The 25,241-nt window shown below is 63.2% G+C and carries 25 protein-coding genes; 10 read left to right on the plus strand and 15 right to left on the minus strand.

Translation table 11 applies throughout. The features are described 5' to 3' along the window. A complete protein-coding gene (purL, locus tag BH682_RS23565) occupies positions 1–2,289 on the minus strand; it encodes a phosphoribosylformylglycinamidine synthase subunit PurL (RefSeq protein ID WP_003940379.1) in 2,289 nt (762 codons plus the stop codon). A gap of 251 nt (positions 2,290–2,540) precedes the next feature. Between purL and BH682_RS23570 the strand changes: the two genes are divergently transcribed. Continuing rightward, positions 2,541–3,527 carry a Dyp-type peroxidase gene (locus BH682_RS23570; protein ID WP_075834269.1) on the plus strand — a complete coding sequence of 329 codons (987 nt, stop codon included), beginning with the start codon at positions 2,541–2,543 and terminating at the stop codon, positions 3,525–3,527. 11 nt (positions 3,528–3,538) lie between these two features. On the opposite strand, the gene BH682_RS23575 is transcribed toward BH682_RS23570, so the two are convergent. Continuing rightward, on the minus strand, positions 3,539–4,858 hold the full coding sequence (locus tag BH682_RS23575) for a M18 family aminopeptidase (protein WP_075834271.1): 1,320 nt from the start codon (positions 4,856–4,858) through the stop codon (positions 3,539–3,541). An 88-nt stretch (positions 4,859–4,946) separates the two neighbouring features. After that, positions 4,947–5,300 carry a VOC family protein gene (locus tag BH682_RS23580; protein WP_020970627.1) on the minus strand — a complete coding sequence of 118 codons (354 nt, stop codon included), beginning with the start codon at positions 5,298–5,300 and terminating at the stop codon, positions 4,947–4,949. A 67-nt stretch (positions 5,301–5,367) separates the two neighbouring features. On the opposite strand from BH682_RS23580, the gene BH682_RS23585 reads away from it, so the two are divergent. Beyond that, on the plus strand, positions 5,368–5,973 hold the full coding sequence (locus tag BH682_RS23585) for a hypothetical protein (RefSeq protein ID WP_075834273.1): 606 nt from the start codon (positions 5,368–5,370) through the stop codon (positions 5,971–5,973). Positions 5,974–5,985: 12 nt separating this feature from the next. Here BH682_RS23585 and BH682_RS23590 read toward each other — a convergent pair whose 3' ends face one another. The 3 genes from BH682_RS23590 to BH682_RS23600 all read right to left on the minus strand — a co-directional run bounded on the left by BH682_RS23590 (position 5,986) and on the right by BH682_RS23600 (position 9,331). Next, positions 5,986–6,582 (minus strand): CatB-related O-acetyltransferase, encoded by a 597-nt coding sequence (locus BH682_RS23590; RefSeq protein ID WP_042451521.1) that lies wholly within the window; start codon positions 6,580–6,582, stop codon positions 5,986–5,988. 126 nt (positions 6,583–6,708) lie between these two features. Continuing rightward, complete coding sequence (locus BH682_RS23595; RefSeq protein WP_007733810.1) at positions 6,709–7,938, minus strand: acyl-CoA dehydrogenase family protein; 1,230 nt, start codon at positions 7,936–7,938, stop codon at positions 6,709–6,711. Between the two features lie 91 nt (positions 7,939–8,029). After that, positions 8,030–9,331: an alpha/beta hydrolase gene (locus BH682_RS23600; RefSeq protein ID WP_075834275.1), complete on the minus strand. Its 1,302-nt coding sequence runs from the start codon at positions 9,329–9,331 to the stop codon at positions 8,030–8,032. A 69-nt stretch (positions 9,332–9,400) separates the two neighbouring features. On the opposite strand from BH682_RS23600, the gene BH682_RS23605 reads away from it, so the two are divergent. After that, positions 9,401–10,012 carry a phosphoribosylanthranilate isomerase gene (locus BH682_RS23605; protein WP_054825155.1) on the plus strand — a complete coding sequence of 204 codons (612 nt, stop codon included), beginning with the start codon at positions 9,401–9,403 and terminating at the stop codon, positions 10,010–10,012. Here BH682_RS23605 and BH682_RS23610 read toward each other — a convergent pair. Next, entirely contained in the window at positions 10,000–10,911 is a 912-nt protein-coding gene (locus BH682_RS23610) for a hypothetical protein (protein ID WP_075834277.1), read from the minus strand. The genes BH682_RS23605 and BH682_RS23610 overlap by 13 nt on opposite strands. A 209-nt stretch (positions 10,912–11,120) precedes the next feature. Here BH682_RS23610 and BH682_RS23615 point away from each other — a divergent pair, with 209 nt between their 5' ends. Then, positions 11,121–11,894, plus strand: a complete 774-nt coding sequence (locus BH682_RS23615; RefSeq protein ID WP_007733807.1) for an SDR family oxidoreductase — start codon at positions 11,121–11,123, stop codon at positions 11,892–11,894. Positions 11,895–11,912: 18 nt separating this feature from the next. On the opposite strand, the gene BH682_RS23620 is transcribed toward BH682_RS23615, so the two are convergent. Then, positions 11,913–12,344: a nuclear transport factor 2 family protein gene (locus BH682_RS23620; protein ID WP_003940510.1), complete on the minus strand. Its 432-nt coding sequence runs from the start codon at positions 12,342–12,344 to the stop codon at positions 11,913–11,915. After that, positions 12,341–13,264 (minus strand): alpha/beta fold hydrolase, encoded by a 924-nt coding sequence (locus BH682_RS23625; protein WP_064687660.1) that lies wholly within the window; start codon positions 13,262–13,264, stop codon positions 12,341–12,343. Before BH682_RS23625 ends, BH682_RS23620 begins: the two co-directional genes overlap by 4 nt. A 111-nt stretch (positions 13,265–13,375) precedes the next feature. Here BH682_RS23625 and BH682_RS23630 point away from each other — a divergent pair, with 111 nt between their 5' ends. Then, entirely contained in the window at positions 13,376–14,377 is a 1,002-nt protein-coding gene (locus tag BH682_RS23630) for an NADP-dependent oxidoreductase (RefSeq protein WP_003939765.1), read from the plus strand. A gap of 54 nt (positions 14,378–14,431) precedes the next feature. On the opposite strand, the gene BH682_RS23635 is transcribed toward BH682_RS23630, so the two are convergent. Further along, positions 14,432–15,580 carry a CaiB/BaiF CoA transferase family protein gene (locus BH682_RS23635; RefSeq protein WP_003939934.1) on the minus strand — a complete coding sequence of 383 codons (1,149 nt, stop codon included), beginning with the start codon at positions 15,578–15,580 and terminating at the stop codon, positions 14,432–14,434. Continuing rightward, positions 15,577–16,749 carry an acyl-CoA dehydrogenase family protein gene (locus tag BH682_RS23640; protein ID WP_003939770.1) on the minus strand — a complete coding sequence of 391 codons (1,173 nt, stop codon included), beginning with the start codon at positions 16,747–16,749 and terminating at the stop codon, positions 15,577–15,579. The genes BH682_RS23635 and BH682_RS23640 overlap by 4 nt, the downstream gene beginning before the upstream one ends. Before the next feature lie 159 nt (positions 16,750–16,908). Here BH682_RS23640 and BH682_RS23645 point away from each other — a divergent pair, with 159 nt between their 5' ends. Beyond that, complete coding sequence (locus tag BH682_RS23645) at positions 16,909–17,979, plus strand: LacI family DNA-binding transcriptional regulator (protein WP_075834279.1); 1,071 nt, start codon at positions 16,909–16,911, stop codon at positions 17,977–17,979. Positions 17,980–17,983: 4 nt separating this feature from the next. Here the strand turns inward: BH682_RS23645 and BH682_RS23650 are convergent, their stop codons facing one another. Genes BH682_RS23650 through BH682_RS23660 form a run of 3 tightly spaced genes read right to left on the minus strand, consistent with a single transcriptional unit; the run spans position 17,984 to position 20,006 of the window. Continuing rightward, positions 17,984–18,535, minus strand: coding sequence for an SRPBCC family protein (locus tag BH682_RS23650; RefSeq protein ID WP_003940599.1), 552 nt, complete (start codon positions 18,533–18,535; stop codon positions 17,984–17,986). Positions 18,536–18,585: 50 nt separating this feature from the next. Then, entirely contained in the window at positions 18,586–19,245 is a 660-nt protein-coding gene (locus BH682_RS23655) for an alpha/beta hydrolase family protein (protein WP_075834281.1), read from the minus strand. Continuing rightward, positions 19,242–20,006, minus strand: a complete 765-nt coding sequence (locus BH682_RS23660; RefSeq protein ID WP_003940355.1) for an MBL fold metallo-hydrolase — start codon at positions 20,004–20,006, stop codon at positions 19,242–19,244. The genes BH682_RS23655 and BH682_RS23660 overlap by 4 nt, the downstream gene beginning before the upstream one ends. A gap of 19 nt (positions 20,007–20,025) precedes the next feature. Between BH682_RS23660 and BH682_RS23665 the strand changes: the two genes are divergently transcribed. Continuing rightward, positions 20,026–21,150, plus strand: a complete 1,125-nt coding sequence (locus BH682_RS23665) for an alpha/beta hydrolase (RefSeq protein ID WP_223304428.1) — start codon at positions 20,026–20,028, stop codon at positions 21,148–21,150. Here BH682_RS23665 and BH682_RS23670 read toward each other — a convergent pair. Continuing rightward, a complete protein-coding gene (locus BH682_RS23670) occupies positions 21,086–21,676 on the minus strand; it encodes a TetR/AcrR family transcriptional regulator (RefSeq protein ID WP_075834285.1) in 591 nt (196 codons plus the stop codon). The two genes, BH682_RS23665 and BH682_RS23670, sit on opposite strands and share 65 nt — an antisense overlap. A 130-nt stretch (positions 21,677–21,806) precedes the next feature. On the opposite strand from BH682_RS23670, the gene BH682_RS23675 reads away from it, so the two are divergent. Genes BH682_RS23675 through BH682_RS23685 form a run of 3 tightly spaced genes read left to right on the plus strand, consistent with a single transcriptional unit; the run spans position 21,807 to position 25,232 of the window. Continuing rightward, complete coding sequence (locus BH682_RS23675; RefSeq protein WP_075834287.1) at positions 21,807–22,811, plus strand: patatin-like phospholipase family protein; 1,005 nt, start codon at positions 21,807–21,809, stop codon at positions 22,809–22,811. A gap of 13 nt (positions 22,812–22,824) precedes the next feature. Beyond that, on the plus strand, positions 22,825–24,357 hold the full coding sequence (locus BH682_RS23680; protein ID WP_054187715.1) for a flavin-containing monooxygenase: 1,533 nt from the start codon (positions 22,825–22,827) through the stop codon (positions 24,355–24,357). Continuing rightward, positions 24,354–25,232 carry an SDR family oxidoreductase gene (locus BH682_RS23685; protein ID WP_051720795.1) on the plus strand — a complete coding sequence of 293 codons (879 nt, stop codon included), beginning with the start codon at positions 24,354–24,356 and terminating at the stop codon, positions 25,230–25,232. Before BH682_RS23680 ends, BH682_RS23685 begins: the two co-directional genes overlap by 4 nt. The last annotated feature ends 9 nt before the right edge of the window (positions 25,233–25,241 follow it).

Raw genomic sequence — 25,241 nt, forward strand, 5'->3', positions numbered from 1 at the left:
TCACCCGAACAGTGCGGGCAGCGTTCCCTCGAAGGCCTCACGGAGCTTGGCCATCGTGACGGAGAAGTGTCCCTGGACCTCGACGGAGTCGCTGCCCTCGTCGACGACCCCGATACGCGTCCACGGCAAGCCGCGGGCGGTGCACATACCGGTGAAGCGAGTCTCCTCGGTACGCGGAACTGCAACGAGGACACGTCCCGACGATTCCGAGAACAAGGTCACGAACGGATCTGCGCCCTCGGGAATCAGGATGCGGCAACCGGTTTCGCCGGCCAGCGCGGCTTCGACGACTGCCTGGGCCAGTCCACCCTCGGAGAGGTCGTGGGCTGCGGTGACGAGACCGTCACGCGAAGAGGCGAGCAGAATGTCGGCGAGCAGTTGCTCACGGGCGAGGTCGACCTTCGGCGGCACGCCACCGAGGTGACCGTGCTCGACCTGCGACCAGATGGAGCCGTCGAACTCGTCGTGGGTGTCGCCGAGCAGGATCAGCGTCTCGCCGGGCTCGAGTCCGAGGCCCGTCGGGATGCGGCGGTGAACGTCGTCGATCACACCGAGGACGGCAACCACCGGCGTCGGCAGGATTGCCGTGGATCCGGTCTGGTTGTAGAAGCTGACGTTGCCGCCGGTGACGGGGATGCCGAGGGTGGCGCAGCCGTCGGCAAGGCCGCGAACGGCCTGCTGGAACTGCCACATGACACCCGGGTCCTCGGGAGAACCGAAGTTCAGGCAGTTGGAGACGGCCTTGGGCGTTGCGCCCGTGACTGCCACGTTGCGGAAAGCCTCGGCCAACGCGAGCTGCGCACCGGTGTACGGGTCGAGCGCGGTGTAGCGGCCCGAAGCGTCGGTGGACAGTGCGATTCCGCGTCCGGTCTTCTCGTCGATGCGGATGACACCGCCGTCGGCGTTCTCGGCCAGGACGGTGTTTCCGCGGACGTAGCGGTCGTACTGCTCGGTGATCCACTTGCGGCTGCACAGGGCAGGCGAGGCGATCATCTTCAGCAGGGTCGCTTCGAGCTCGGCGTCGGTTTCGGGACGCTTCAGTCCGGCAGTCGTATTCGCGATCAAGGCATCCTGCGTTGCCGGACGCTCGACGGGGCGGTGGTAAACCGGACCCTCGTGCGCGACGGTGCGCGGGGGAACGTCGACGACGGTCTCGCCGTGCCAGGAGATGGTGAGGTGCTCACCGTCGGTGACCTCGCCGATGTCGGTGGCCAGGACGTCCCACTTCTTGCAGACCTCCATGAACGCATCGACGTTCTCGGGCGTGACCACGGCGCACATGCGCTCCTGCGATTCGCTAGAGAGCACCTCGGCCGGGGTCATGCCGGTGGCGCGCATCGGAACCTTCTCGAGGTTGATGTGCATGCCGCCGTCGCCGGCCGCGGCCAGCTCGGAGGTGGCGCAGGACAGCCCGGCGCCGCCGAGGTCCTGGATGCCGACGACGAGGCCGGCCTTGTAAAGGTCGAGACAGCACTCGATGAGCACCTTCTCGGTGAACGGGTCGCCGACCTGAACCGCGGGCAGCTTCTTACGTCCGCCGGTGTCTCCACCCTCGTCGTCGAACGTCGCCGACGCGAGGACCGAGACGCCGCCGATTCCGTCGAGACCGGTGCGAGCACCGAACAGAATGATCTTGTTGCCTGCACCCGAAGCGAAGGCCAGATGCAGATCCTCGACGCGCATGACGCCGGCAGCGAGGGCGTTGACCAGCGGGTTACCTGCATAGGACTCGTCGAAGACCGTCTCGCCGCCGATGTTCGGCAGGCCGAGGGAGTTTCCGTATCCACCGACACCACGCACGACACCGTCGACGACGCGACGGGTATCGGGGGCGTCAGCAGCACCGAACCGAAGCTGATCCATGACGGCGATCGGACGAGCACCCATGGCCATGATGTCGCGGACGATGCCGCCGACACCGGTCGCCGCACCCTGGTAGGGCTCGACGTACGACGGGTGGTTGTGGCTCTCGACCTTGAACGTGACTGCCCAGCCGTCACCGATGTCGACGACGCCGGCGTTCTCACCGATACCGGCCAGCATGTTGGCGCGCATCTCGTCGGTGGTGGTCTTGCCGAAGTATCCGAGGTGGACCTTGGAGGACTTGTACGAGCAGTGCTCGCTCCACATCACCGAGTACATCGCCAGTTCGGCGTCCGTGGGACGGCGGCCCAGGATCTCCTTGATGCGTGCGTATTCGTCGTCCTTGAGACCGAGCTCCTTGAACGGCTGAGCGGCATCGGGATCAGCCGATGCGTGCGTGACGGTATCGACCTGGTGAGCAGACACTGGAGAGTGGTCCCTTCCCTACGGGAGTCAAGAGGCAAGCCGGCGCGGAGCGGGACACCACGAATGTGCCCAACGAAAGAACGTGCCGGGGGACAGTCTATCGGTGTGGGCCGACGACTTCCGCAGACGGCAGCACCCGCAACACCTCCGGGCCTGCGAAGTATCGCCCGTCACACCCGCCCCGGTTTGGGTGATCCGGTCGGTTTTCTTAAAGTCAGGGCCGGCCCACTCTCTCCCTCGAAAGGCCTCGCATGCCCCAGGATGTTCGTCAGTCCGACCTCACGGCACAGTCCCAGTCGGTGACCACTCCCCTCACTCCGGCTGCAATTTTCCTGGTCGCGACCGTAAATCCGGGTGGTGAGAACACCACACGAGAACTACTCGCCGACGTCGCCGGCCTGCAGCGCGCCGTGGGGCTGCGCGTCCCCGGATCAGGTTTGGATGTGGTGACAAGCATCGGTTCGTCGGCTTGGGATCGACTGTTCGCCGGTCCGCGCCCCGCGCTACTGCACCCGTTCGCCGCTCTACAGGGTGACGTTCACTCGGCGCCGTCGACTCCCGGCGATCTGCTCTTCCACATCCGCGCGATGAGCATGGATGCGTGTTTCGAGGTGGCTCGGCAGATCACGAAGCGACTGCACGGCGCAGCCACGGTGGTCGACGAGGTTCACGGCTTCCAGTACTTCGAGAACCGAGACCTCATCGGCTTCGTCGACGGCACCGAAAATCCGGTGGGCCGCGACGCCGTCGCCGCCGTGACTGTCGGAGACGAAGATCCTGCGTTCACCGGAGGAAGCTACGTCCATATCCAGCGCTACGTCCACAAGATGCGGGACTGGGAAGCAATCACCGTCGACGAGCAGGAACGTGTGATCGGACGCAGCAAGCTCGAGGACATCGAGATGACGTCCGAAGTGAAGCCGGCCAACTCGCACGTAGCCCTCAACGCAATCAAGGACGAGAACGGCAAGGCTCTCGAGATCCTGCGTGCCAACATGCCGTACGGGCGCCTCGGTGACGACGAGATCGGCACCTTTTTCATCGGCTACTGCCGCACGCCGGCGATCACCGAACGGATGCTCGAGAACATGTTTCTCGGCAACCCTCGCGGCAATTACGACCGTCTGCTCGATTTCTCGACGGCCGTGACGGGCTCGATGTTCTTCACTCCGAGCGCCGACTTCTTCGAGGATCTACCGGCTGCGCCCTCTACGCCCACTGGGCTCCCTGCACTTTGACTACGCGCCCTCTAACTACGCGGCGTGAGGAACGCACCGAGCGCGTCGGCATACATGCGGACATCTGCCGCGCCCATCAGCTCGCGGGCAGAGTGCATGGCGAGCTGAGGCGCGCCGACGTCGACGGTGGACAGTCCGGTGCGTGATGCCGTGATCGGTCCGATGGTGGAGCCGCACGGCAGATCAGCGCGGTGGACGTAGCGCTGCATCGGCACTCCCGCCTGATCGCACGCGAGCGCGAATTCGCCGGCACCGGCCGCATCGGTGGCGTAGCGCAGGTTCTGGTTCACCTTGAGTACCGGCCCACCGTTGATCTCGATCCGATGAGCGGGCTCGTGGCGGTCCGGGTAATTGGGGTGCGTCGCGTGTGCCATGTCGCCCGACGCGCATACCGAGCCGGCCATCGCCTGCAGGAATTCTTCGCGGCCACCACCGCGTCCCAACACGATCCGCTCGAGCACGGTGTTCAGCAGGTCCGAGAAAGCTCCGCGATCGGACATGCTGCCGACCTCTTCATGATCGAAGAGAGCAAGCACTGGGACATGCTGACCGGGCGACTCAGCCGCGGCCAGAAGTGCTTGTGTCCCTGCATAACACGTGCCCTGATTGTCGAGCCTGGGGGCGCTGACCAATTCCTTGTCCACCCCCACGACTGCGCTGGGCGCAAGGTCGTGTGTCATCAATTCCCAGCCGAGAACCGACGACGCGGCTACACCCGCACGCTCGGCGACAAAGCCGATGAACGACTTGGGCTTCGAACCCACGCCCCAGATTCCGTTGACGTGCCTCTGCGGATCCAGCGTCACACCCTTGCGATCTTCGGACAGGTGGATAGCCAGCTGCGGAACACGAAGAATCGGGTCGTCGATGCGAACCAGCTTCTGCTCCACAGTGTTTCCCACCCGGACACTCAATCGTCCGGAGATACCGAGATCGCGGTCGAGCCAGGAGTTCAGCCACGCACCGCCATACGGTTCGAGGCCCACCATCTGCCACCCGGCCGAAGTGAGGTCGGGATGCTGTTTGACCCGCAGGTTCGGGCTGTCGGTATGACCTCCGACAATCCGGAACGGAGCGGTACTTCCCACACCCTCGGTGCTCCAGGCGATCAGCGAACCGCCTCGCACGAGGAAGTACCGTCCGGGCTCGGCTGGCCACGACTGCGTTTCGTGGACTTCGACGAACCCGCCGGCCGTCAGCTCGGTCGCCACCGTCGCGCACACATGGAACGGCGACGGTGACGAATCGACGAAGCTGCACAAGCCGTCTGCGTCGGCCCCGGTCAGAGAAGCCGCCCCGGCCTGAGACGTCCGAGAAGTCTGAGAAGTCATGCCCCTCATCATGCCCGAACAGGTGTCCGCGATATCAGCGGGCGCGAATTCAGTGGGCGCGAATCAAGCGGGCACAGGACTGGTCAGCTCAGGCGTGCGGACCGGACACGCAGAACTGGTTCCCATCAGGATCGAGGAGCGTCACCCAGCGGAAACCGTCCATGTTCTCGCGGTGGTGCTCAGTTGCCCCGGCCTCGACGAGCCGCGCCACCTCGGCGTCGAGATCCGGACTCCCCAAATCGAGATGGATGCGATTCTTGCCGGCGGTGGGGTCCGGGACCTTCTGGAATGCGAAGTTGGTGGCGCTGTCAGGGACCGCGACGATGTAGAACCAACCGTCGTTTTCCTCGACGATGTTTCCGCCCAACTGCGCTGCCCACCACGTTGCGAGCGGACCGGGATCGAGACTGTCGAAGGTGATCATGCCGAGTGTGAGAGTCATGCGCACACGCTAATGGAAGCCACCGACAAAGACTCTCGATCTCGGGCTGAGATGAGACGATCGTCGAATGCGACTCACAACGCTGCGCGACCGTGTTGCAGAACCACTCTTCGCCGTTTTCATAGCGACCGGATTGCTGTTGAGCTACCTCGGAGTGCTCGCCTGGCGATTTGCCACGCCATCCACGCGAACAGAACATGTCGGAATCCAACCCCCACCACCGCCGCCGATGGAGGACGGCAAGACCGGATACATGTGGGTGATCGACGGCTACAGCTACTCTGACGCGCCACATTGGTTCCCCGCAACTGCGTGGTTTCTGACAGTCGGAACCGCTGTCGCCGTTGCCGTCTCGGCGATACTGAACGCGACGGGATGGCGGCTGGCCCGTGACACACGCGGTAGAAAATTTGCTCTTCCGCTTGCACTTTCAGCTTTCGGCACAGCCTACGGACTCGCGGTCGCCGTTGTCGGACGAATCTGGCCGCCCACCTTCTATTCGGTGGTCCTTCCCGAACCTCGTGACCCGCAGAAGCCCTACCCCGAATCGGCCATCATCCACTTCGACCTCGAGCCGAACCTGATCACCTTCACCGCAACAGGTCTTGCCGTCGGCCTTCTCGCGGCCGCCCTGCTTTATCTCCGGAACTACTCGCTCATTCGATCGAACTAGCAGATCGGTAGATCACTCGACCGCTTCGAGTTCCGCGACACTCCCGTCCGAGATCACCCGGACGTGGCGGGTGATCTTCTCGATCGGCCAGTCCCACCAAGCAATTCGCACCAACTTCTCGATGTCTTCGGCACTGAAGCGGCGCTTGATCTCCGTTGCCGGGTTGCCGCCGACAATTGCGTAGTCCGGGACGTCGCGCGTTACGACGGCGCCAGTGGACACGATCGCCCCGTGACCGATCCGGACACCGGGCATGACTGTCACGTTCCCGCCGAACCACACGTCGTTCCCGACGACGGTGTCACCGCGTGACGGCAGATCCTGCACCAAATCCATGTGCCTGGCCCAATCACCGCCCATGATCGGAAACGGGTAGGTGGAGACACCGTTCATACGATGGTTCGCGCCGTTCATGATGAAGGTGACACCGGTGGCCAGGGCGCAGAACTTTCCGATCACCAGTTTGTCGGGACCGTAGTGATGCAACACGTTTCGAGTCTCGAACTCTTCGGCGAACTCCGGATCATCGTAGTAGGTGTACTCCCCTACCTCGATCAACGGGTTGTCGATCAACGGCCTCAGCAACACCACTCGCGGTTGCCCGGCCATCGGATGAACATTTGTGGGATCCGGCGCGTTCACTGCTTACTCCGATCCGTCGGCGCGGTGTCGCCGACCGCAGCAAGACTATCTGGTTCCTGCTGCGATCGACCGACAAGCGAAAGCGTACCGGTGTCAGCCCAGGAGGCCCTTGGCGATATGGGTGACCTGAATTTCGTTGCTGCCCGCATAGATCATGAGCGACTTGGCATCACGCGCCAACTGCTCGACTCGGTACTCGGCCATGTAGCCGTTTCCACCGAACAGCTGCACGGCTTCCATCGCGACCTCGGTCGCTGCGCGCGAGGAGTACAGCTTCATCGCCGACGCCTCCGCCAGGCTCACCTTGTCTCCGGCTGCGGTGCGCTCGATCGCATTGAAGACCATGTTCTGCACGTTGATTCGAGCGACCTCCATCTCGGCCAGCTTGAGCTGGATGAGCTGGAACTGCCCGATCTCGCGTCCCCACAGTTTGCGGGACTTCGCGTATTCGATACTCAGACGGTGGCATTCGTTGATGATGCCGAGAGACAGGGACGCGATGCCGATGCGTTCGGCGGCAAAGCTCTCCTTGGCGCTGGATTTGCCGTCCGACTTTCCGCTGTCCTCGGTCTCGCCGAGCAGACGGTCCTTGGTGATGCGGACGTTGTCGAAGAACAGCTCACCTGTGGGTGAGGAGTTCATGCCCATCTTCTTGAACGGCGGGCTCTGTGTGAGACCCTCCATGCCCTTGTCGAGGATGAAGGCGAGCACCTTGCGATCGCGACGATCAACCGACGCATCGCCCTCGTCGAGCTTTGCGTACACGATCATCACGTCGGCGTACGGACCGTTGGTGATGAAGGTCTTGTTGCCGTTGAGAATGTAGTCGTCGCCGTCGCGGCGTACGTAGGACTTCATGCCGCCGAAGGCATCCGAGCCGGAGTCCGGTTCGGTGATCGCCCAGGCGCCGACGGTCTCGAATGTCACCAGGCCGGGGAGCCAGCGTTCCTTCTGCGCGAGTGTGCCGCGGCTGCGGATAGTTCCGGCGGCCAATCCGAGGCTGACACCCAACGATGCGACCAGGCCGAGGCTGACTCCGGCCAATTCGCTGTTGAGCACGACGCCCATGCTGCCGGCGCCGCTGAAGGCGCTCGACTTCTCACCGTCACCGGAGGGCGCATCGCCGCGCTCGCGTGCCAGCGACTTCTCGAGGCCCTCGCGTGCCATGTCGGCCAGACCGAAGGTCGAGTACAGCTTGCGAATGATGTCGAACGGCGGCAGCGCACCGCTTTCGAGCTCGTCGACGTGAGGTCGCACCTCTTTGTCGATAAAGCCCCGCAAGGCGTCGCGGAACATCAGGTCGGTGTCGGACCACTCGTACATGTGCCTGAACTCCAGTCGGTGAACGATCGAGAGACTGCCGAACGGCAGCCACACACCGAATATAGAACACGTTCCAAAACCGGAACAGGATTCAGCTGATCAGTCCCATTCGCTGCGAGATCCACGTCAGCTCCTGCTCGACGCCGGCCGACCACACCGAAAAGCTGTGACCACCGGGAAGCTCGAGATACCTGGCGTCCATTCCGGCCGCTTTGGCCGCTTCGTACACCTTTTGCTGACCCGGCTTGAACTCGTTGTCATCTGTTCCGACGACGAACACTCCGCCCGAGTTCGGGAACTTCCGAGTCGCCAGCAGGTCCATCGGATTCACCTTCACGTACGCCGCTTCGTCGCCGCCGAATATCTCGTCGACGGTTCGCTGTCGGTCACCGAGCGAAGGCTCCAACTGACCGGACAGATCGAGGAATGTCGGGTACACCTCGGGGTAATTGGTCGCCATCTGCAGTGAGCAGGTGCCACCGTAGGAGAGCCCGCCGATTGCCCACGCTCTCGGATTCGTGTCGATCTGGAACGCATTCGCCACCGCAGCGGGCAAGTCCTTTGCCAGATACGTGCCGACCTTGCCCTGTGACGAGTCGGTGCACAGCGGATTGGCCATCTGCGACCCTGTTCCATCGGCTATCACGACGACTGGAGCCAACCCCTCGTGATCCCGTGCAAAAGCGTCCATTGTCGCGGTCAGCTTTCCGCCCTGGAGCCAGTCCTCGGGCTTGCCAGGCTGACCTGCCATGAGCACGAGCACGGGAAGAAGCGGACGCGGATTGGTGAAGTACGACGGCGGCAGATACACCTGCGCGTCGCGCGCGGAGAACCCTGAAATCGTCCCGGGGACAGGCAAAGTCGTGACCCGTCCGCGAATCGGCATGCCCTCCGGCGCTTTCCACACAGTGTCGGTGGGATCGCCGGTGACAACAGGATCGGTCGGACCGGGAACTTCACTGAGTGAGATGCGGTCGAAATCGTCGTGTCCGAACGCAATTCCCACAGTCGGATACGCGGCGAAAACCAGATTGATCTGCGTCGCGGCAGTGATGACGACCAGAACCGTCGCGATCACGGACAGGAGCGCTTTCGCGACGGTTCCGCCCGCCTTGATTCGCGGCCCGAGAAGTAGCAACGCGTAGATACCGATTCCGATCCACACGTAGATCGACATCTCGATGGGATCGGGGAACGGCACGATCACCTTTTCGACGGTGATCCAGACGGCGATCATGATCACCAGCGCGATCAGCCCCGCGATCGGCACCGCTCTGCGGTAATACCAGCGCACGTTCGAACCGAGCAGCCACACACCACCCAGGACCCCAAGGACAGTCAGGATCACCGGCAGCGGTCCCGAGATCAAACTGATTCGGTAGAGCCAGTCCACGTCAAGCCTCTCGCGCGTAGAAATGTCGCACGCACGAGGCTAGACGACGACGCTAGTACTCTGTATCAGGTGACATTCATCAAGGTCTGTGGCCTACGCGACGTTGACACGGTCGACCTCACGGTGGGCCTGGGCGTCGACGCCATCGGTTTCGTCTTCGCCGAGAGCGTCCGCAAAGTCGACCCCACACTCGCAGTCGCTCTGCTCGCGCGAGTTCCCGATCACATCCGTGCAATCGGAGTCTTTCTCGGCAACCCGATCGATCAGATCCTCGAGATCGCGAAGATCACCGGGCTTCGCACCGTACAGGTTCACGATCTTGTCGACGCCGAGCAAGTGCAGCGGCTGCACGATGCCGGCCTCACCGTCATCCGCGCGGTCGTCTCCAGCAACGTCCGCGACGGTTACAATCTCGACCTCGGCGAGGACGAACTCCTGATCGACGGCGCAGACGCCGGATCAGGGGTGCCGTGGAACTGGGCCCAACAGCAATCGCGCCCGCAAGGCCAGTGGATCCTGGCGGGCGGACTGTCCCCGGACAACGTTCGCGACGCACTCGATGCCACCGGCGCCTGGGGCGTCGACGTCTCCAGCGGCGTCGAATCCTCCCGCGGCGTCAAGGACCACACGTTGATCGAGAAGTTCGTCAGCGCTGTCCGGCAGACCGATCACTCGAAATAGGACGCGTAGTCACTGAAAGCGACTTGACCGGTGGGACTCGCCTTCACGGCGTCGGCAACGGCCGGCGGAATGGGAGCCCAGTTCGCAGGCATGGCCGCCGCCAGTGACGGCTTCAAGATGTAGAGCAGTGCGAAGTTCACTATCCAGAGCGGCGGCGCCATCGACATGCCGACTTCCGAACTCACATTGCCTTTGGTGTTGGTCACCAGCTGCGCTGCTCCCGAAATCTGTTGCGCTGCAAATCCGTAGACTGCCTGCACTGTGTATGCCGACTGATAGAGCGCAATCAGAGTGTGCGTCGCACCGTTGTTGCGCAACCAGGTGCCCACGAAACCGCCAGGGGCGATCAGCGTATTCACTTGTCGCGTCGGCGCATCCGCGTTGGCCGGACTCTCCAGCAATCCGTCTGGATTCACGTACAACCCGTAACTGGCCAGAACCGACGGCGTCGTGCCGGAATAGAGGGGCCGCCCGTTCGTATTGGTGAGAATCCGGGCGCATTCGTCGATCACCGCGGCGTCCTCGCGATTTCCGCCGACCCCTCCGCCGGAGATGAGATCGCGATACTGCTCCTCGGTCAAAGCGTCGGCTGGTTCGAGTCCGATCTGCGCGGCAATCTCTTCCGCAGTCTGCTGACCGAGTGGCTGGTTGAGTTGATCCGGAGTAGTCATCTGCGTGGGCGCGACGCTCTCGTAGACCGGTGCCCCGGCAAAAGGGATCACGAACCCGGTATCGACTGTGTCTGCAACGGGTTGCGCGCCGGCCATCTGAGTGGCGGCACACGAAAGTACGCACACCCCAACCAAAGCCAGCACCGACACGGTCCCGCGATGAGACCGTGCTCCACGTCTACAGCCCTCGTTTGAGAAAGCCTTGCCTGCAATTCCATTGCCGCGCATAGGTCAACCTCCCGGGACACAGTCCGGCGAATCAACTCGAGCTTGCATCTCAGTCAAACGCTGTGACCAGCGCCGTGTCAAGACACTGGTCAGGTCGAGGCACGGCGACAGCTCGCTCGATACAGGCGACAGCTCGCCCGCTACAGTGATGCTTCCATCTGAAGTGACCTCACCCCATTTGAATTGCAGGACATCTCGGGAGGCGAGCAGTGTCTGACAAGCGCGGGACCGTATTGATCACCGGTGTCGGTCGGAGCAAGTCGATCGGAGCGAGCCTCGCATTGGGCCTTGCCGAGGATGGTTGGGATCTGGCTATCGGCTACTGGGAGCCTTACGACGAACGCGTCGGGTTCGGGCGCGGAGCGCACGATCCGCAAGACATTGCCGAGAAGTGTCGCGCACTCGGAAGCCGTGTCGACCTCGTTCCTGGAGATCTGGCCTCGCCCGACGTGGCCGATCAGCTCGTTGACGCTGCCGCAGCGCGGAACGACCTCCGTGGGCTGGTGCTCTCACATTGCGAAAGCGTCGACAGCTCGATCCTCGATACCACCGTCGAGAGCTGGGAACGACATTTCGCCGTCAACGCTCGCGCCTCCTGGCTGCTGATCAAAGCGTTCGCTGAACGGCTTCCGGAACAGCGCGACGTCAGTCAGGTGGCCGGGCGGATCATCGCACTCACCAGCGACCATGCGGCCCACAATCTTCCGTACGGGGCCAGCAAGGGCGCTCTCGACCGCATCGTCATCGCCGCCGCAGTCGAACTTGGATCACGCGGCATACGAGCCAACGTCGTCAACCCAGGACCTATCGACACAGGATGGATGACACCCGCGATCAGACAGGCCACAACCCTCCAGACTCCTGCCGGCCGGCTGGGTACTCCCGGCGACACTGCAAACCTCGTTCGGTTTCTGATGTCCGACGCCGGAGGCTGGATTACGGGACAACTCCTTCACTCCAACGGCGGATTCAGTACGAACTGAGCCTTGGCCGGACTCAGTTCAGGCTTTGTAGGTCGGTAGCGTCTGCCCGAGCCTCTTACCCATTTCGGCAGCCAAAGCCGCGAGCCCGCTGGCCGGACGCACCATGACCTCGAAATCGACGATCTTGCCGTCCTCGTCGAATTCGACCATGTCGATTCCCTTGAGACTCTTGTCGCCGATGTTCGCACTGAATTCGAGCACGACCTGTCGACCGTTGGCTCCGGCGAACTGACGGTGGTACTCGAAGTTCTCGAACACCTGGATCACCGTATTGAGAATGAGCACAACGGCATCCGCGGACTGGTACGGCTTGAATCCCGTGGGCGATCGGAACTGCGCGTCGGGCGCGACGATCGTCGGTAGCGCCGACAGATCGCCGGTTTCGATCATGGTGTGCCACAACTTCAGTGCAGCTTCGACTTTCGGTTCGAGCGTCAATTCCGTGCTCATGCTTCTACCCTTCCCTCGACGTTACCTGCCGCTTGATCTACCGGCACTTGACTTGCGACGGACCACGCACTCAACACAGTTCGCACCCCGGTCACGAGTTGCAACGGCTGATCGATCATGACGTGATGTCCGGCTTCGGGAATCTCCGCCACGATGGCCTCCGGCCCGAACAATCCGCGCATGTGCTCCATGAGTCGATCGGACACGATACCGTTCTCAGCTCGGAAATAGGCTACGCGGCAACGTGGTTCACTGTCGAGAACATCTTCGGCGCCTACTCGGAGAAAGAAATTCGGATCGAACTTCCAGGACCAACCGCCCTCGACTTCCTCCATCGACGTGGCCGCCACATGGTCACGCACCGCAGGCAGACCCGAATCCTGCGGCGGAACGAAGCGGAACCGGCCCATCGCGTCTTCCCTGGTGGGATAAACCTTCTTGGGGCCGAACGCATTCTGGCGTCGAGCTGCCTCCTCTTCGGGCGTACGCGCCTTGAGCGGAGAATCGATGATGACAACCCCGTCCAACAGTTCGCCATGCAGATGCGAGGCCACGAAAGAAACAATCCCACCCATACTGTGCCCCACCAGAATCGGCTTGCCGTCGATTCCCCCTGCCTCGGCCGCCGCCAGCACCTCGCGAGCCCACTGGGACATCGCGTAGGCGTCGCGAGTGTGACTGTCGCCGTGGCCCGTCAAGTCGAGAGCGACGACGCGGCGCCCCTCGGCGAACTGCGGCGCAATGTGATCCCACCAGCGACTGTGGGCGGCGCCGCCGTGAATCAGCACGATTCCCGGCCCCGCCGGCCCCCAAGCCCGAAAGTGCACCGAGGCACCCTCGACCTCCACCGACCCCGTCTCGACCGGCGCTGCCAACGCCCGAGTGAACCAACCAGGCGCGTCTTCGACCACATTGCTCATCGATCGAACATACATAGTCGTCAATCGGTTCATCCAACTCTTCCCAGTTCGTGATCCATCACCTATATTGAATCCGGCCTCAAGTTCAATTCGTTTCGCCGAAGGGGAGAGATGACCAACCGCCAAGTACGCCTCGCCGCCCGCCCGACAGGACTTCCCGACGCTTCCACCTGGGAATACGTCGATGCCGAGATCCCGTCCGCCGGACCGGGCGAGTTTGTCGTCAAGGTCGAATACCTCTCTCTCGACCCCGCGATGCGCGGTTGGCTCAACGACGTCAAGTCGTACGTTCCGCCGGTCAAGCTCGGTTCCGTCATGCGCGCCCACGGCGTCGGACGCATCACCGAATCACAGCACCCCGATTACCAGGTCGGGGACATCGTGGCCGGATCCTTCGGCGCTTCCGAGTACGGCGTTTCCGACGGTACAGACGTCACTCGGGTCGACGAATCGATCGCTCCCCTACCGACCTGGCTCGGCGCTCTCGGATTCCCCGGCGTCACTGCGTATTTCGGATTGCTCGACGTCGGAAAGCTGAAAGACGGTGACACCGTCGTCGTGTCCGGTGCCGCGGGTGCGGTCGGCAGTCTGGTCGGCCAGATCGCAAAGCTTCACGGATGCAAGGTCATCGGCATCGCCGGCGGTCCGGAGAAGTGCGCGTGGCTCACCGAGGACCTCGGCTTCGATGTCGCCATCGACTACAAGAACGAATCCGTATACAAGGCGCTCAAGTCCAACGCTCCCGACGGTATCGACGTGTACTTCGACAACGTCGGCGGAGAAATTCTCGACGCCGCTCTCTCCCGTCTGCGCCTCGGAGCTCGGGTGGTCATCTGCGGCGCCATCGCGGGCTACAACGCCACCGAACCTCAGCCAGGCCCTGCTCACTACCTGTCACTTCTCGTCAACCGCGCCACGATGGCCGGCTTCGTGGTCTTCGACTACCTCGATCGCTACGCAGAAGCACAAGAGCAGATCGGAAAGTGGATCAAGAGTGGCGAATTGACTGCTCGCGAGCACGTCGTCGACGGCGGTATCGACGCGTTCGGCGACAGCCTCAATCTTCTCTTCGCCGGAGCGAACACCGGAAAGCTGGTCTTGAAGGTCAGCTGAGTCGGCCACACACGCAGATCGGCCACCGGTATTCCGGTGGCCGATTCGCTTGGGTCAACTGACTCCGGACGGAGTGGGAACGCTGTCCTCCCCCAACCGCGGCGGGGCCGACCGATAGGTTGCCGGCGTGCCGCTCATCCGAATCGGATTGGCTACCTGCCGAGTCGGTGCATCGCGACGCGGGTCGTCGATGGACACCACCGGATCGAGATTCAGCCGTTCCGCCAGCGCTATCGCGTCGGCGATGTCGTTGAGAGGCCCACACGGAACACCTCGCTCGGTCAGTGCCTCGAACCACGAGTCCGCAGAGCCCTTGGCCAATGCAGCAGTGACGGCGTCGAACAGTTCTTCTCGATGCGCAACCCTGTCGCTGTTGGACGCGAAACGCGCATCAGCGGCAAGTTCGGAAACTCCGAGAACCTCTGTCAACGAACTGAATTGCCGATCATTGCCGACCGCGAGGACCAACGGACGGTCCGCGGTGTCGAATACCTCGTATGGTGCGATGCTCGGATGCCGGTTGCCCATTGCCTGCGGCACCACGCCCGCGGCCACGTAGCCGGACGACTGGTTGGCCAGTGCGGACAGCAACGAGGACAACAGATTGACCTCGACGTGCTGCCCTTCGCCTGTGCGATCGCGATGGCGCAGCGCTGCAAGGATTCCCACGCTGGCATGCAGGCCGGTGATGACGTCGACCACCGCGACACCGACCTTGGTGGGAGTCTTGGGATCGGGTCCGGTGATACTCATCAATCCGCCGACCGCCTGAATCAACAGGTCGTATCCCGGCAGAGAGTTGTTGCCACCGAAGCCGCTGATCGAGCAGTAGACCGCACGCGGATTCATTTCTCGGACAGCGTCGTAGCCCAGCCCCAGACGGTCCATCGTTCCCGGCAGGAAGTTCTGTACCACGACGTCCGCATTGCGAACCAGCTCGCGTGCACTCTCCAGATCCTCGCGCTCGCGCAGGTCCAGAGTGACCGACTTCTTGTTGCGGTTCACCGACAGAAAGTAGCTCGACTCGTCCCCCACCCACGGTGGGCCCCAGCTGCGAGTGTCGTCACCGACACCCGGCCGCTCGATCTTGACGACCTCGGCACCCAGGTCGGCGAGAATCATCGTGGCGTACGGACCGGCGAGGACGCGGCCGAAATCAGCGATCACCAACCCGTCGAGCGCTCCGACAGCGTCTGCCGTCACCGGAAAGCTTCTTCACCGGTGAGAGCGCGGCCGATCACGAGCTGGTGAACCTCGGACGTGCCCTCGTAGGTGAGAACGGATTCGAGGTTGTTGGCGTGCCGGATCACGGGGTACTCGAGCGTGATGCCGTTGGCGCCCAGAATGGTTCGGCATTCACGGGCGATCTTGATGGCCTCGCGGACATTGTTGAGCTTGCCGGTGCTGACCTGCTCGGGGCGAACCGTCCCGGCGTCCTTGAGGCGCCCGAGGTGGATGGCGAGCAACTGCCCCTTGCCCAATTCGACTGCCATGTCGGCGATCTTGGCCTGGGTGATCTGATACGCGGCGAGCGACTTGTCGAAGACCTTGCGATCACGTGCATATGAGATCGCAGTCTCGAGGCAGTCACGTGCTGCACCCATTGCCCCGAAGATGATGCCGAAGCGTGCCTCGTTGAGGCAGCCGAGCGGGCCGGACAGTCCGCGAGCCTTGGGCAGCATCGCCGAGGCAGGCAGACGCACGTCCTCGAGCACCAGTTCCGAGGTGACCGACGCCCGGAGCGACATCTTGTTCTTGATCTCGGGGGCGGAGAATCCCGGAGTGTCGGTGGGAACGACAAATCCGCGCACGCCGTCGTCGGTTCGAGCCCAGACCACGGCGACGTCCGCGATGGAGCCGTTGGTGATCCACATCTTGGTGCCGTTGAGGATCCAGTCGTCGCCGTCGCGCTTGGCGTTGGTTCGCATACCGCCGGGGTTGGATCCGAAATCGGGTTCCGTGAGACCGAAGCAGCCGATGGCTTCACCCGCCGCCATTCGCGGGAGCCATTCTTCCTTCTGCTCTTCACTTCCGTTGTGGTGGATCGCGAACATGGCGAGCGAGCCCTGGACCGAGACGAGGCTGCGAATGCCCGAATCGACAGCTTCGAGTTCCTGGCAGGCCAACCCGTACGCCGTGGCGCTCATCCCGGCACAGCCGTAGCCCTCGAGGTGCATGCCCAGTACGCCGAGCGCGCCCAGTTCCTTGGCCAGCTCACGAGCCGGCAGTGCTGCCGCTTCGAACCATTCACCTACGTGCGGGCGAATGCGATCGTCGACCATCTTGCGGACCGTGTCGCGGATCGCGATCTCCTCGGCGTCCAGCAGGGTGTCGATGGCAAAAAGCTCGGACAGGGACTGCGGCGTGGTCACGGGGCCTCCAGTGTTCTCGGGCGCAATCCTTTGCGAGAACGATTGCGCAATCGTTTGCATCGCCTAGAGTAGAGCCCGGTTGCGCACCCGTCAATCCCCGAACAGCCGACCGACACCGAACCAACTCAGAACCGACGCACACCAGGAGCCACGACGCAGATGACGCCCGATCCGTCGAACCGCAGCAACGGCCGTCCGCCGACGCTGCGCGAAATCGCCGACCAGGCCGGGGTCCACATCTCGACGGCGTCGCGGGTCCTCCGTCAGCCCGAGCCCGCCGACGGCTGGTCCGACTCCGCACTCCGGGTTCGTCAGGTTGCCGAGGAACTCGGTTACCAACCGAACCTGTGGGCAGCCAGCCTGCGTACCCGCAAGACCACCACCATCGGCGTCGTGATGCCGAGACTGACAGACGTTGTAGTGGCCACCATGTTCCAAGGCATCGAGGAAGCCGCCACCGCAGCCGGGTACTCCGTCTTGCTCTCCAGCCCGCCCGACGATCTGGAAGCGCAACGCAAAGCGGTCGAGTTCCTGGTGAGCCGACAGGTCGACGGTCTCATGCTGAGCAGCATTCACCTGCCGGGTACCGATTTCGTCGACTCGCTCCCCCTGCGCTCACTGCCGATCCTGCTGCTGAACCGGCACATCGACTCGGCGACGTCATCCGTCAACCGAAGCCTTCCCTTTGTCAGCGGCGACGACCGCCTCGGCGGCTACCTCGCGGGGAAGCATCTACTGGACTGCGGCTATCGCGATCTCGGAGTGATCGCGGGGCCGGATCACGCCAGCACGTCGAGGGAACGCGTCGCGGGTTTCCGCGATGCCCTGGCCGAAGCCGGTCTGGAACTGCCGCCGAACCGAATAGTGGCGTCCGAGTTCGAAGTTCAAGGGGGTGTCGATGCGGCGGCCACACTGCTCAGCGGGAACACGCGCCCTGACGCCGTTTTCACGGTGAGCGACACCATCGCGATCGGCGTACTCGGTGTGGCCCGTGATCTCGGGTTGAGCATTCCCGACGATCTTGCGTTGGTCGGCTACAACGACATTCCGGTTGTCTCCCAACTCCCGGTGCCCCTGACGACGGTCAGGTCCCCCGCCCGAAAGATCGGAGCGACCGGGCTCGAGCACCTACTCGCACTGATCTCCGGCAAGAACGTCGAATCCGTGAAGCTTCCCGTCGAACTGATCGCGCGAGCCTCCACCAGAAAGCGTGCCAGTCGCAAACTCTGAGCAGCTACCAGACCTGAGATTCGTCGATGCCCAACTGTCGCGCGTAACCGGAGTTGAGTGCGTCCCAGCCGTACTCGCGCGCCCGTTCACCCACGATCGGTCCGAAGGGCTCGCCTGCCAAAAGGGCATCGAGTACGTCGAAGCACAGATGCCACCCCGCAGCGAGCGCCGACGCCATCCCCTCGGCGCGCGACCTCTGCGTCAGCACGACGCGGGTACCGCCTTCGATCGGGGTCAGGTCCCACACCAATTCGTCCGGGCCCCACTCGTGTTCGAGCCGCCGAGTGGTCTCCACGACGTGAACGGTGACCGGCAGCGACATTTCGGGGGCGCCGTCCTCGGTGAGCATGGTGATCACCGCATCACCGGTACGGCTCAGGTTCCGATCGGCGGTGTACGGCGTCCATTGCGCCAACATCTCCGGGTCGGTGATCGCCTCCCACACCTTCTCGACGGAATACGGCAGAACCCGAGGAAAGCTGACGACTGTGTCGTCACCGTCGACGCTCACCGTGACGTCGGACAGGGCACTGGGCTGATACGGCTGAGCACTCATGGTTCGATCTCACCAGGAACCACCGACACGGGCAACCGCCCGCTGGGCGTTCAGAACGCAAACACCGCCGATGCGGCCGCGACTGTCTCCTCCACCACCGGAAATTTCACCACGGACAAGTCGTGTCGAGCTCCTTCGAACTCCACCAGACGCGTCGCGGCGGGAATCAAGGCGAGTGCTGCCCGCATCTCCTCCGTTGTCGCGAACTCGTCCTTCGAACCGTGGACGACAACGGTCGGTGTGTTCAGGTCGGGCAGGTGTTCGGTTCTGAGCTTCTCGGGCTTCTTCGGTGGATGCAGTGGATAGGAGAGAAGGACCAGGCCGTCGACAAGTCCCGGGTTCTCCGCCGCAAGCATCGACGCCTGCCGACCGCCGTACGAATGTCCGCCGAGCAGAACGGGTCCGGGCACCGCGTAGTCCTTGCGAAGAGCAGCAATCACCTCGGCAATGCCCGCGCGATCCTCTGCAGCACGCGACGGATGCGGAGGCCCCGAAGCTCGACGCACCCGAAACGCGAGATCGAAGCGCAGAACTTGCACTCCTGCCGCAGCAAAGCCGTCGGCAACAGCACGCAACAGCACGGTGTCGCAGTTACTTCCCGCGCCGTGAGTCAGTGCAAGCGTGGCGACGGGCGACGCGAAGGACACAGAAGCAGGTCGATGAAGGAAACCGTGCACCGCACCTTCGTCGACCGTTTCGACAGTAGTCATGGACGCATCCTTGTCCGACCCGCTCGGGCCTGTTCGACCGCGGCAGTCATGCTGCCCTCGTAAACCGGACCGTGTCCGGGAAACAGCACGCCGGCAGGTGCAGCGGCGATATTGTCCAACGCCTGGTCGGTCGCTTCACGGTCATGATTGAAGGGGCACACCAGAAACTGTGGTCCGGCGACGCTCGACGTCGCGTGTCCGGTCACCAGAGCGTCACCCGACGCGATCACTCCTGCGTCGGGAACAAGGTAAGCGCTGTGGCCGTCGGTATGCCCATGAGTGGGAATCGGCACGATCCGACCGGGAACGTCCAGCGCACCACCGGACGCAAAGGACTGTGCCCGAGGCAGTTCCGCACCTTTCAACGCGCCGACTCCGATCACGTCGCGAAGCCATTTCGGAGCACCTCGCCGCCACAACAGCAACGGAACTCCGGCCGGCGACAACTGTTGCAGATACTCCCTCTTCGCATGAGGCACTTCCAACGGATCCATCAGGACCGGAACTTCGAGCCGAGTCACGATGTCCGCGATCCCACCGATGTGATCGATGTGCGCGTGAGTGACGAGAATTGCCCGAACATCCCCGAGCTGGTGACCGATCTGTTCGATCGAGCGTTCGACGTCGGTGCCGTTGGCCGGATATCCGCCGTCGATCAAGGTCAGATCGGACCCCTCTTCGACCAGGACCCAATTGGCGTGACCGCACCGAACCAGATGTGTGTTCTCGATCTGCGTGATCGACAGTGCCGCAGTAGTCATGCTTGGTAGTCTGCGCCACGTGTCGGAATCCGTGAAGCAGGCCAGCAGCCGCAGCATTCGAGATCGCGCCGAAGCATCCTTGGTGACAGCCGCATTCGCACTGCCCAGCGCGGTGAAACGTCGAATCACCGGACCACCCGTCGTCATCGAGGGCAACACGCTCGACGCCGACGCACACCTTCTGCTCACGCTCGCGAAGACGCGGCCACTCCCCTCGCATTCAACCGATCCCCAGTCACTCGCCGCTGCTCGCGCCAATCTCACCCGAACCGCGATCATGATGGGCGGCAGGCCCACGCCCGTCCACACCGAGGAGATCTCCGTTTCGGGTGCCGACGGCCCGCTTCGCGCCCGGCTCTACGTCCCGACAGCCGACACCGGCGCTCTGCTCGTCTACTTCCACGGCGGCGGGTGGGTACAGGGCAGCATCGAATCCCACGATGCCCCGTGCCGCCTGTTGGCCGAAACCTCCGGCGCACGGGTCATCTCGGTCGACTACCGGCTCTCACCCGAATTCGCTTTCCCCACACCGGTACACGATGCCTACGCCGCCTACCTCGATATCGTCGACCGCGCCGACGAGTTCTGCGCAGACCCGACGCGCATCGCTGTCGGGGGCGACAGCGCGGGCGGGCATCTTTCCGCAACGGTCGCGCTGCGTGCCCGCGACGACGGCAAGACCCCACCGGCGGCGCAGCTGTTGATCTACCCCGCGACCGACTTTCACGAGAAGGCCCCCTCGCGAACGACGTTCGGTGAAGGTTTCTTCCTGACCGAGGCCAACATGAACTTCTACGAGTCCAGCTTCCTCGGCAGCAATGCCGATCGACTCGATCCGATGGTGTCGCCGCTACGCGCCCCCGACGCGACCGGACTGCCGCCGGCCATCGTGATCACGGCGGGATTCGATCCACTCCGGGACGAAGGCGAAGCCTACGCAGCTCGATTGCGCGACAACGGTGTTCACGTGACCGATCGACGCTATCGCGGGTTCATCCACGGCTTCGTCAACGTTCTGGGACCGAGCGCCGGTTCGCGCACCGCCGTCGCCGAGATCGGCGGAATGCTCCGCGTTCTACTCACCCACCCAGCAAAATCTCCCGCAACGTATCCACCAGCGGATCAACAGGCAGCTCAGGGCTGATCGCACGCTGTAGCCCCAAACCGATTCCGACGCTGAGTATGCGCAGTGCCGCGGCGTTCGGGTCCAGTGTCGGCGTCACGCCGTTGGACTCGGCAAGATGTTGCACCACTCCGGCAATCAGTCCGCGCACCTGATCGGCACCCGTCGCGATCTTTTCGCGGATCTCTTCGCTGTGCCGCGATCGCACCGAGAACTCGACTTCGAGCAACGTCCATCTCTTGTCCCCGATGGTTCGCTCGGCCCATCGCGTGAACTCGGCCACCGCGTCGTCGAGCGTCGAATTGGCTCCGAGCTGTGAGGTGATCTCGCCGACCTTGGTCAACCTGATTCGGCCGAGCACCTCGGCGCACAACTCGTCCTTGTTCTTGAAGTTCGAGTACACCGCACCTTTGGAATAACCGGCATCCTCGGCGATCTGATCGAGCGACGCGGCGGCGTACCCGCGATCGAGGAAATGTTCGACGGCCGTCGCCAACAAGGTCTCGCGGGTCATCGCCTGCGCTTCCTGCCTGGTCAATCGCGCCATCGGAACCTCCTCGCGGTTCTGAGTATCGAGATTCCAACGGTAGCCGAATACCGGAAGCGCACCGCAGGCGCACTCCCGAAACCCAAATTTGGGGTACCCACGTTATTCAGATACTGATAGTCTCCGAAATATGACTTCAGAAGTGACCGGCACCACCGCGCCCGGGTCCGGACGACACAGCGTGCCTAGACGGGGATTGGCAATCGGATGCGGCGGCACCCTCGGCTTCGCCTGGACCGTTGCTGCCCTCGCCTCGGTTCGGGACGCCCTCGACTGGGATCCCCGCGAAGCCACCGCCATCATCGGCACGTCCGCCGGAGCCGAGTTCGTGACAATGCTCGGCAGCGGAGTCGGCGTCGACGAGTTGGTAGCCATGCAACTCGGAGAGCCCGCCGCACGTCCCGAACTCCTCGCCCACACAGCATCGGCGCCCGGAAGAATCCCGCCACTTCCGAGTTTGGGGATCGGCAATCCACGACTGGTGACGCGTCGAGATCTTCCCGTTCTGAGCCGGATGAGCGGTATCGCACCGCGTGGTGGCGGCGACCCGTCCTGGCTCACCACGCTCGCCGAATCTCTTGCCCCTGGCGATTCGTGGCTCCCACATCCGTGCGCGTACATGGTATCCATGGACTACAGAACCGGGCGACGGGTCGCGTTCGGGGCACAGGGGGCTCCGAAAGCGACAGTCGGTGAAGCGCTTCGAGCGTCTTGGGCGATTCCCGGCTGGTTCCCACCTGTCACCATCGACGGCGTCAGGTACATCGACGGCGGCGCGGCGTCCACGGCATCGGTAGACCTCCTGCTCCCCCTCGAACTCGACGAGCTGGTTGTACTGGCGCCCATGGCATCTCGAACACTGAAGCAGGCGCGCGGCGCCGCCCGTATCGAACGCGGCGCCCTGCGGAACTCCATGTCCAAGGGCCTCGACCGGGAAATCGAACTGGTGCGCGCTGCGGGAACCAGGGTCTTGCGCATAGACGCCACCGACGACGATCTCGCCGTCATGGGCGCCAACTTCATGGACGGCCGACGGCGGCTCGCCACCTTCGAATCATCCCTACGTACAACACGTGCGAGCGTGAAACGCGAACTCGATGCGCGCCCGTTCCACTCCACCCCGTCCCACCAGTGAAAGCGCAGACTCAGTGAACAACAGAACTGACCACTTCGAGGTCGTGATCATCGGTGGCGGGATCTCCGGGATCGGTGCCGCAATTCACCTGCAGCGCCTCGGGATCGACAATTTTGTCCTGCTCGAGAAAGCGGACTCCCTCGGCGGCACCTGGCGCGCCAACACCTATCCCGGTTGTGCCTGCGACGTTCCGTCCGGCCTGTACTCGTATTCCTTTGCCGCCAATCCGGATTGGACCCGACTGTTCGCGGAGCAGCCGGAGATCCGCGAGTACATCGAGGACACGGCCGTCCGCCACGGGGTCGACAAGCACGTTCGCTTCGGGGTCGAAATGCTCTCCGCACAGTGGGACGCATCGCAATCACTTTGGAAGATAACAACTTCCAGCGGTGAACTCACTGCTCGTTTCGTGATAGCCGCCGCCGGCCCGTGGAACGAACCCTTGACGCCGGCGATCCCCGGGCTGGAAACGTTCGAGGGCGAGGTGTTTCATTCCTCGCAGTGGAATCACGACTACGACTTGACCGGAAAGCGCGTCGCCGTCGTAGGTACCGGCGCTTCCGCAGTCCAATTCGTGCCGCGCATCGTCTCCGACGTGTCCGCCCTTCACCTTTACCAACGCACCGCTCAATGGGTCCTTCCCAAACCCGATCACTACGTACCGCGGATCGAAAGGTCCGTCATGCGATTCGTACCGGGAGCGCACAAGGCTCTACGCAGCATCGAATACGGAATCATGGAAGCGCTTGGATTGGGGTTCCGCAATCCGTGGATCCTGCGTATCGTGCAGAAACTCGGGTCGGCCCAATTGCGCTTGCAGGTGCGCGATCCGAAGCTACGCAAGGCGCTGACTCCCGACTACACCCTCGGTTGCAAGCGACTACTCATGTCGAACTCGTACTACCCGGCCCTCGGCAGACCCAACGTGACCGTCCATGCCAACGCAGTCGAAGAGATCCACGGCAACACCGTGATCGGAGCCGACGGAGTGGAATCGGAAGTGGACGCGATCATCTTCGGAACGGGCTTCCACATCCTCGACATGCCCATTGCATCAAAGGTATTCGACGGAGAAGGTCGATCACTCGACGATCATTGGCAGGGAAGCCCGCGGGCGTACTTCGGTTCCGCCGTCAGCGGATTCCCCAACGCGTTCATTCTGCTGGGCCCGAGCCTCGGCACCGGACACACGTCGGCCTTCATGATTCTGGAAGCCCAACTGAACTATGTGGCACAGGCGATCGGCCACGCTCGTCGGCACGGCTGGAAAACCATCGACGTGCGCCCGGAAGTACAGGCGGCCTTCAACTCTCAAGTTCAGGAGGCATTGGGTACCACGGTCTACAACGCCGGTGGTTGCGAAAGCTATTTCTTCGACGTCAACGGCCGCAACAGCTTCAACTGGCCGTGGTCGTCAGGAGCCATGCGTCGACGGCTACGGGCCTTCGATCCATACGCCTACAACCACACGCTGTCCGACAACCCTGCGTCAGACGACACCCCCGCTGAGCCCACCACCACCCCCGAACCGGAGTACACCACATGAGCCTTTTCGGCACCACCTACCCGCCGATCGATCTCGACGGAGCAGTCGTCGTCATCTCCGGAGGTGGCCGCGGAATCGGCCGGGCCACAGCGGAGTTGTTCGCAGCTCGCGGCGCACTCGTCTGCGTCGGCGACCTCGACGAGGAGACGGCCGTCGACACCGCCACATCCATCGGCGCACGGGCCCGCGGGCACGCTCTGGACGTCACCTCACGCGAATCCTGGGATGTGTTCGTCTCCACAGTGATCGGCGAATTCGGTCACATCGACATTCTGGTCAACAATGCGGGCGTGATGCCGCTCGGCAGCTTCCTCGACGAGTCCGACGCCACCAGTCGAGTAACCCTCGACGTCAATGTCTGGGGCCCGATTCACGGGATGCGCACCGTGCTGCCCGGCATGGTGGATCGGCGACGCGGCCACGTCGTCAACATCGCATCCATGGCAGGCAAGCTACCGGTGCCAGGAATGGCCGTGTACAACGCAAGCAAGTTCGGTGCGGTGGGCCTTTCCGCCTCTGCTCGTGTGGAATTCGCAGATTCCGGCGTCAGCGTCAGCGCCATCCTGCCCAGCGCGGTGCGCACCGGGCTCTCCTCCGGTGTGCCACTCGGAAAGGGCATGCCGACGGTTGAACCCGAGGTCGTGGCCAAAGCTGTCGTCGACACGGTCGCGCACCGGCGAGCCGAAACTACTGTTCCGCGTTACCTTGCGGGCTGGGACCTCATCGACGCTGTAGTACCCGAATGGATGATCAACATCGGACGCCGGGTGATCGACGATCGCCGCGCGCTGACATCGGTAGATCCGAACGGGCGTGCGGATTACGAAAAGCGAGTGGCACGTCAGGCCGAAAACGAGGAGCACGATCGGAGATGAAGCGGGTAG

The organism is Rhodococcus sp. YL-1 (assembly GCF_001942025.1).
Classification (GTDB): Bacteria; Actinomycetota; Actinomycetes; order Mycobacteriales; family Mycobacteriaceae; genus Rhodococcus_F; species Rhodococcus_F qingshengii.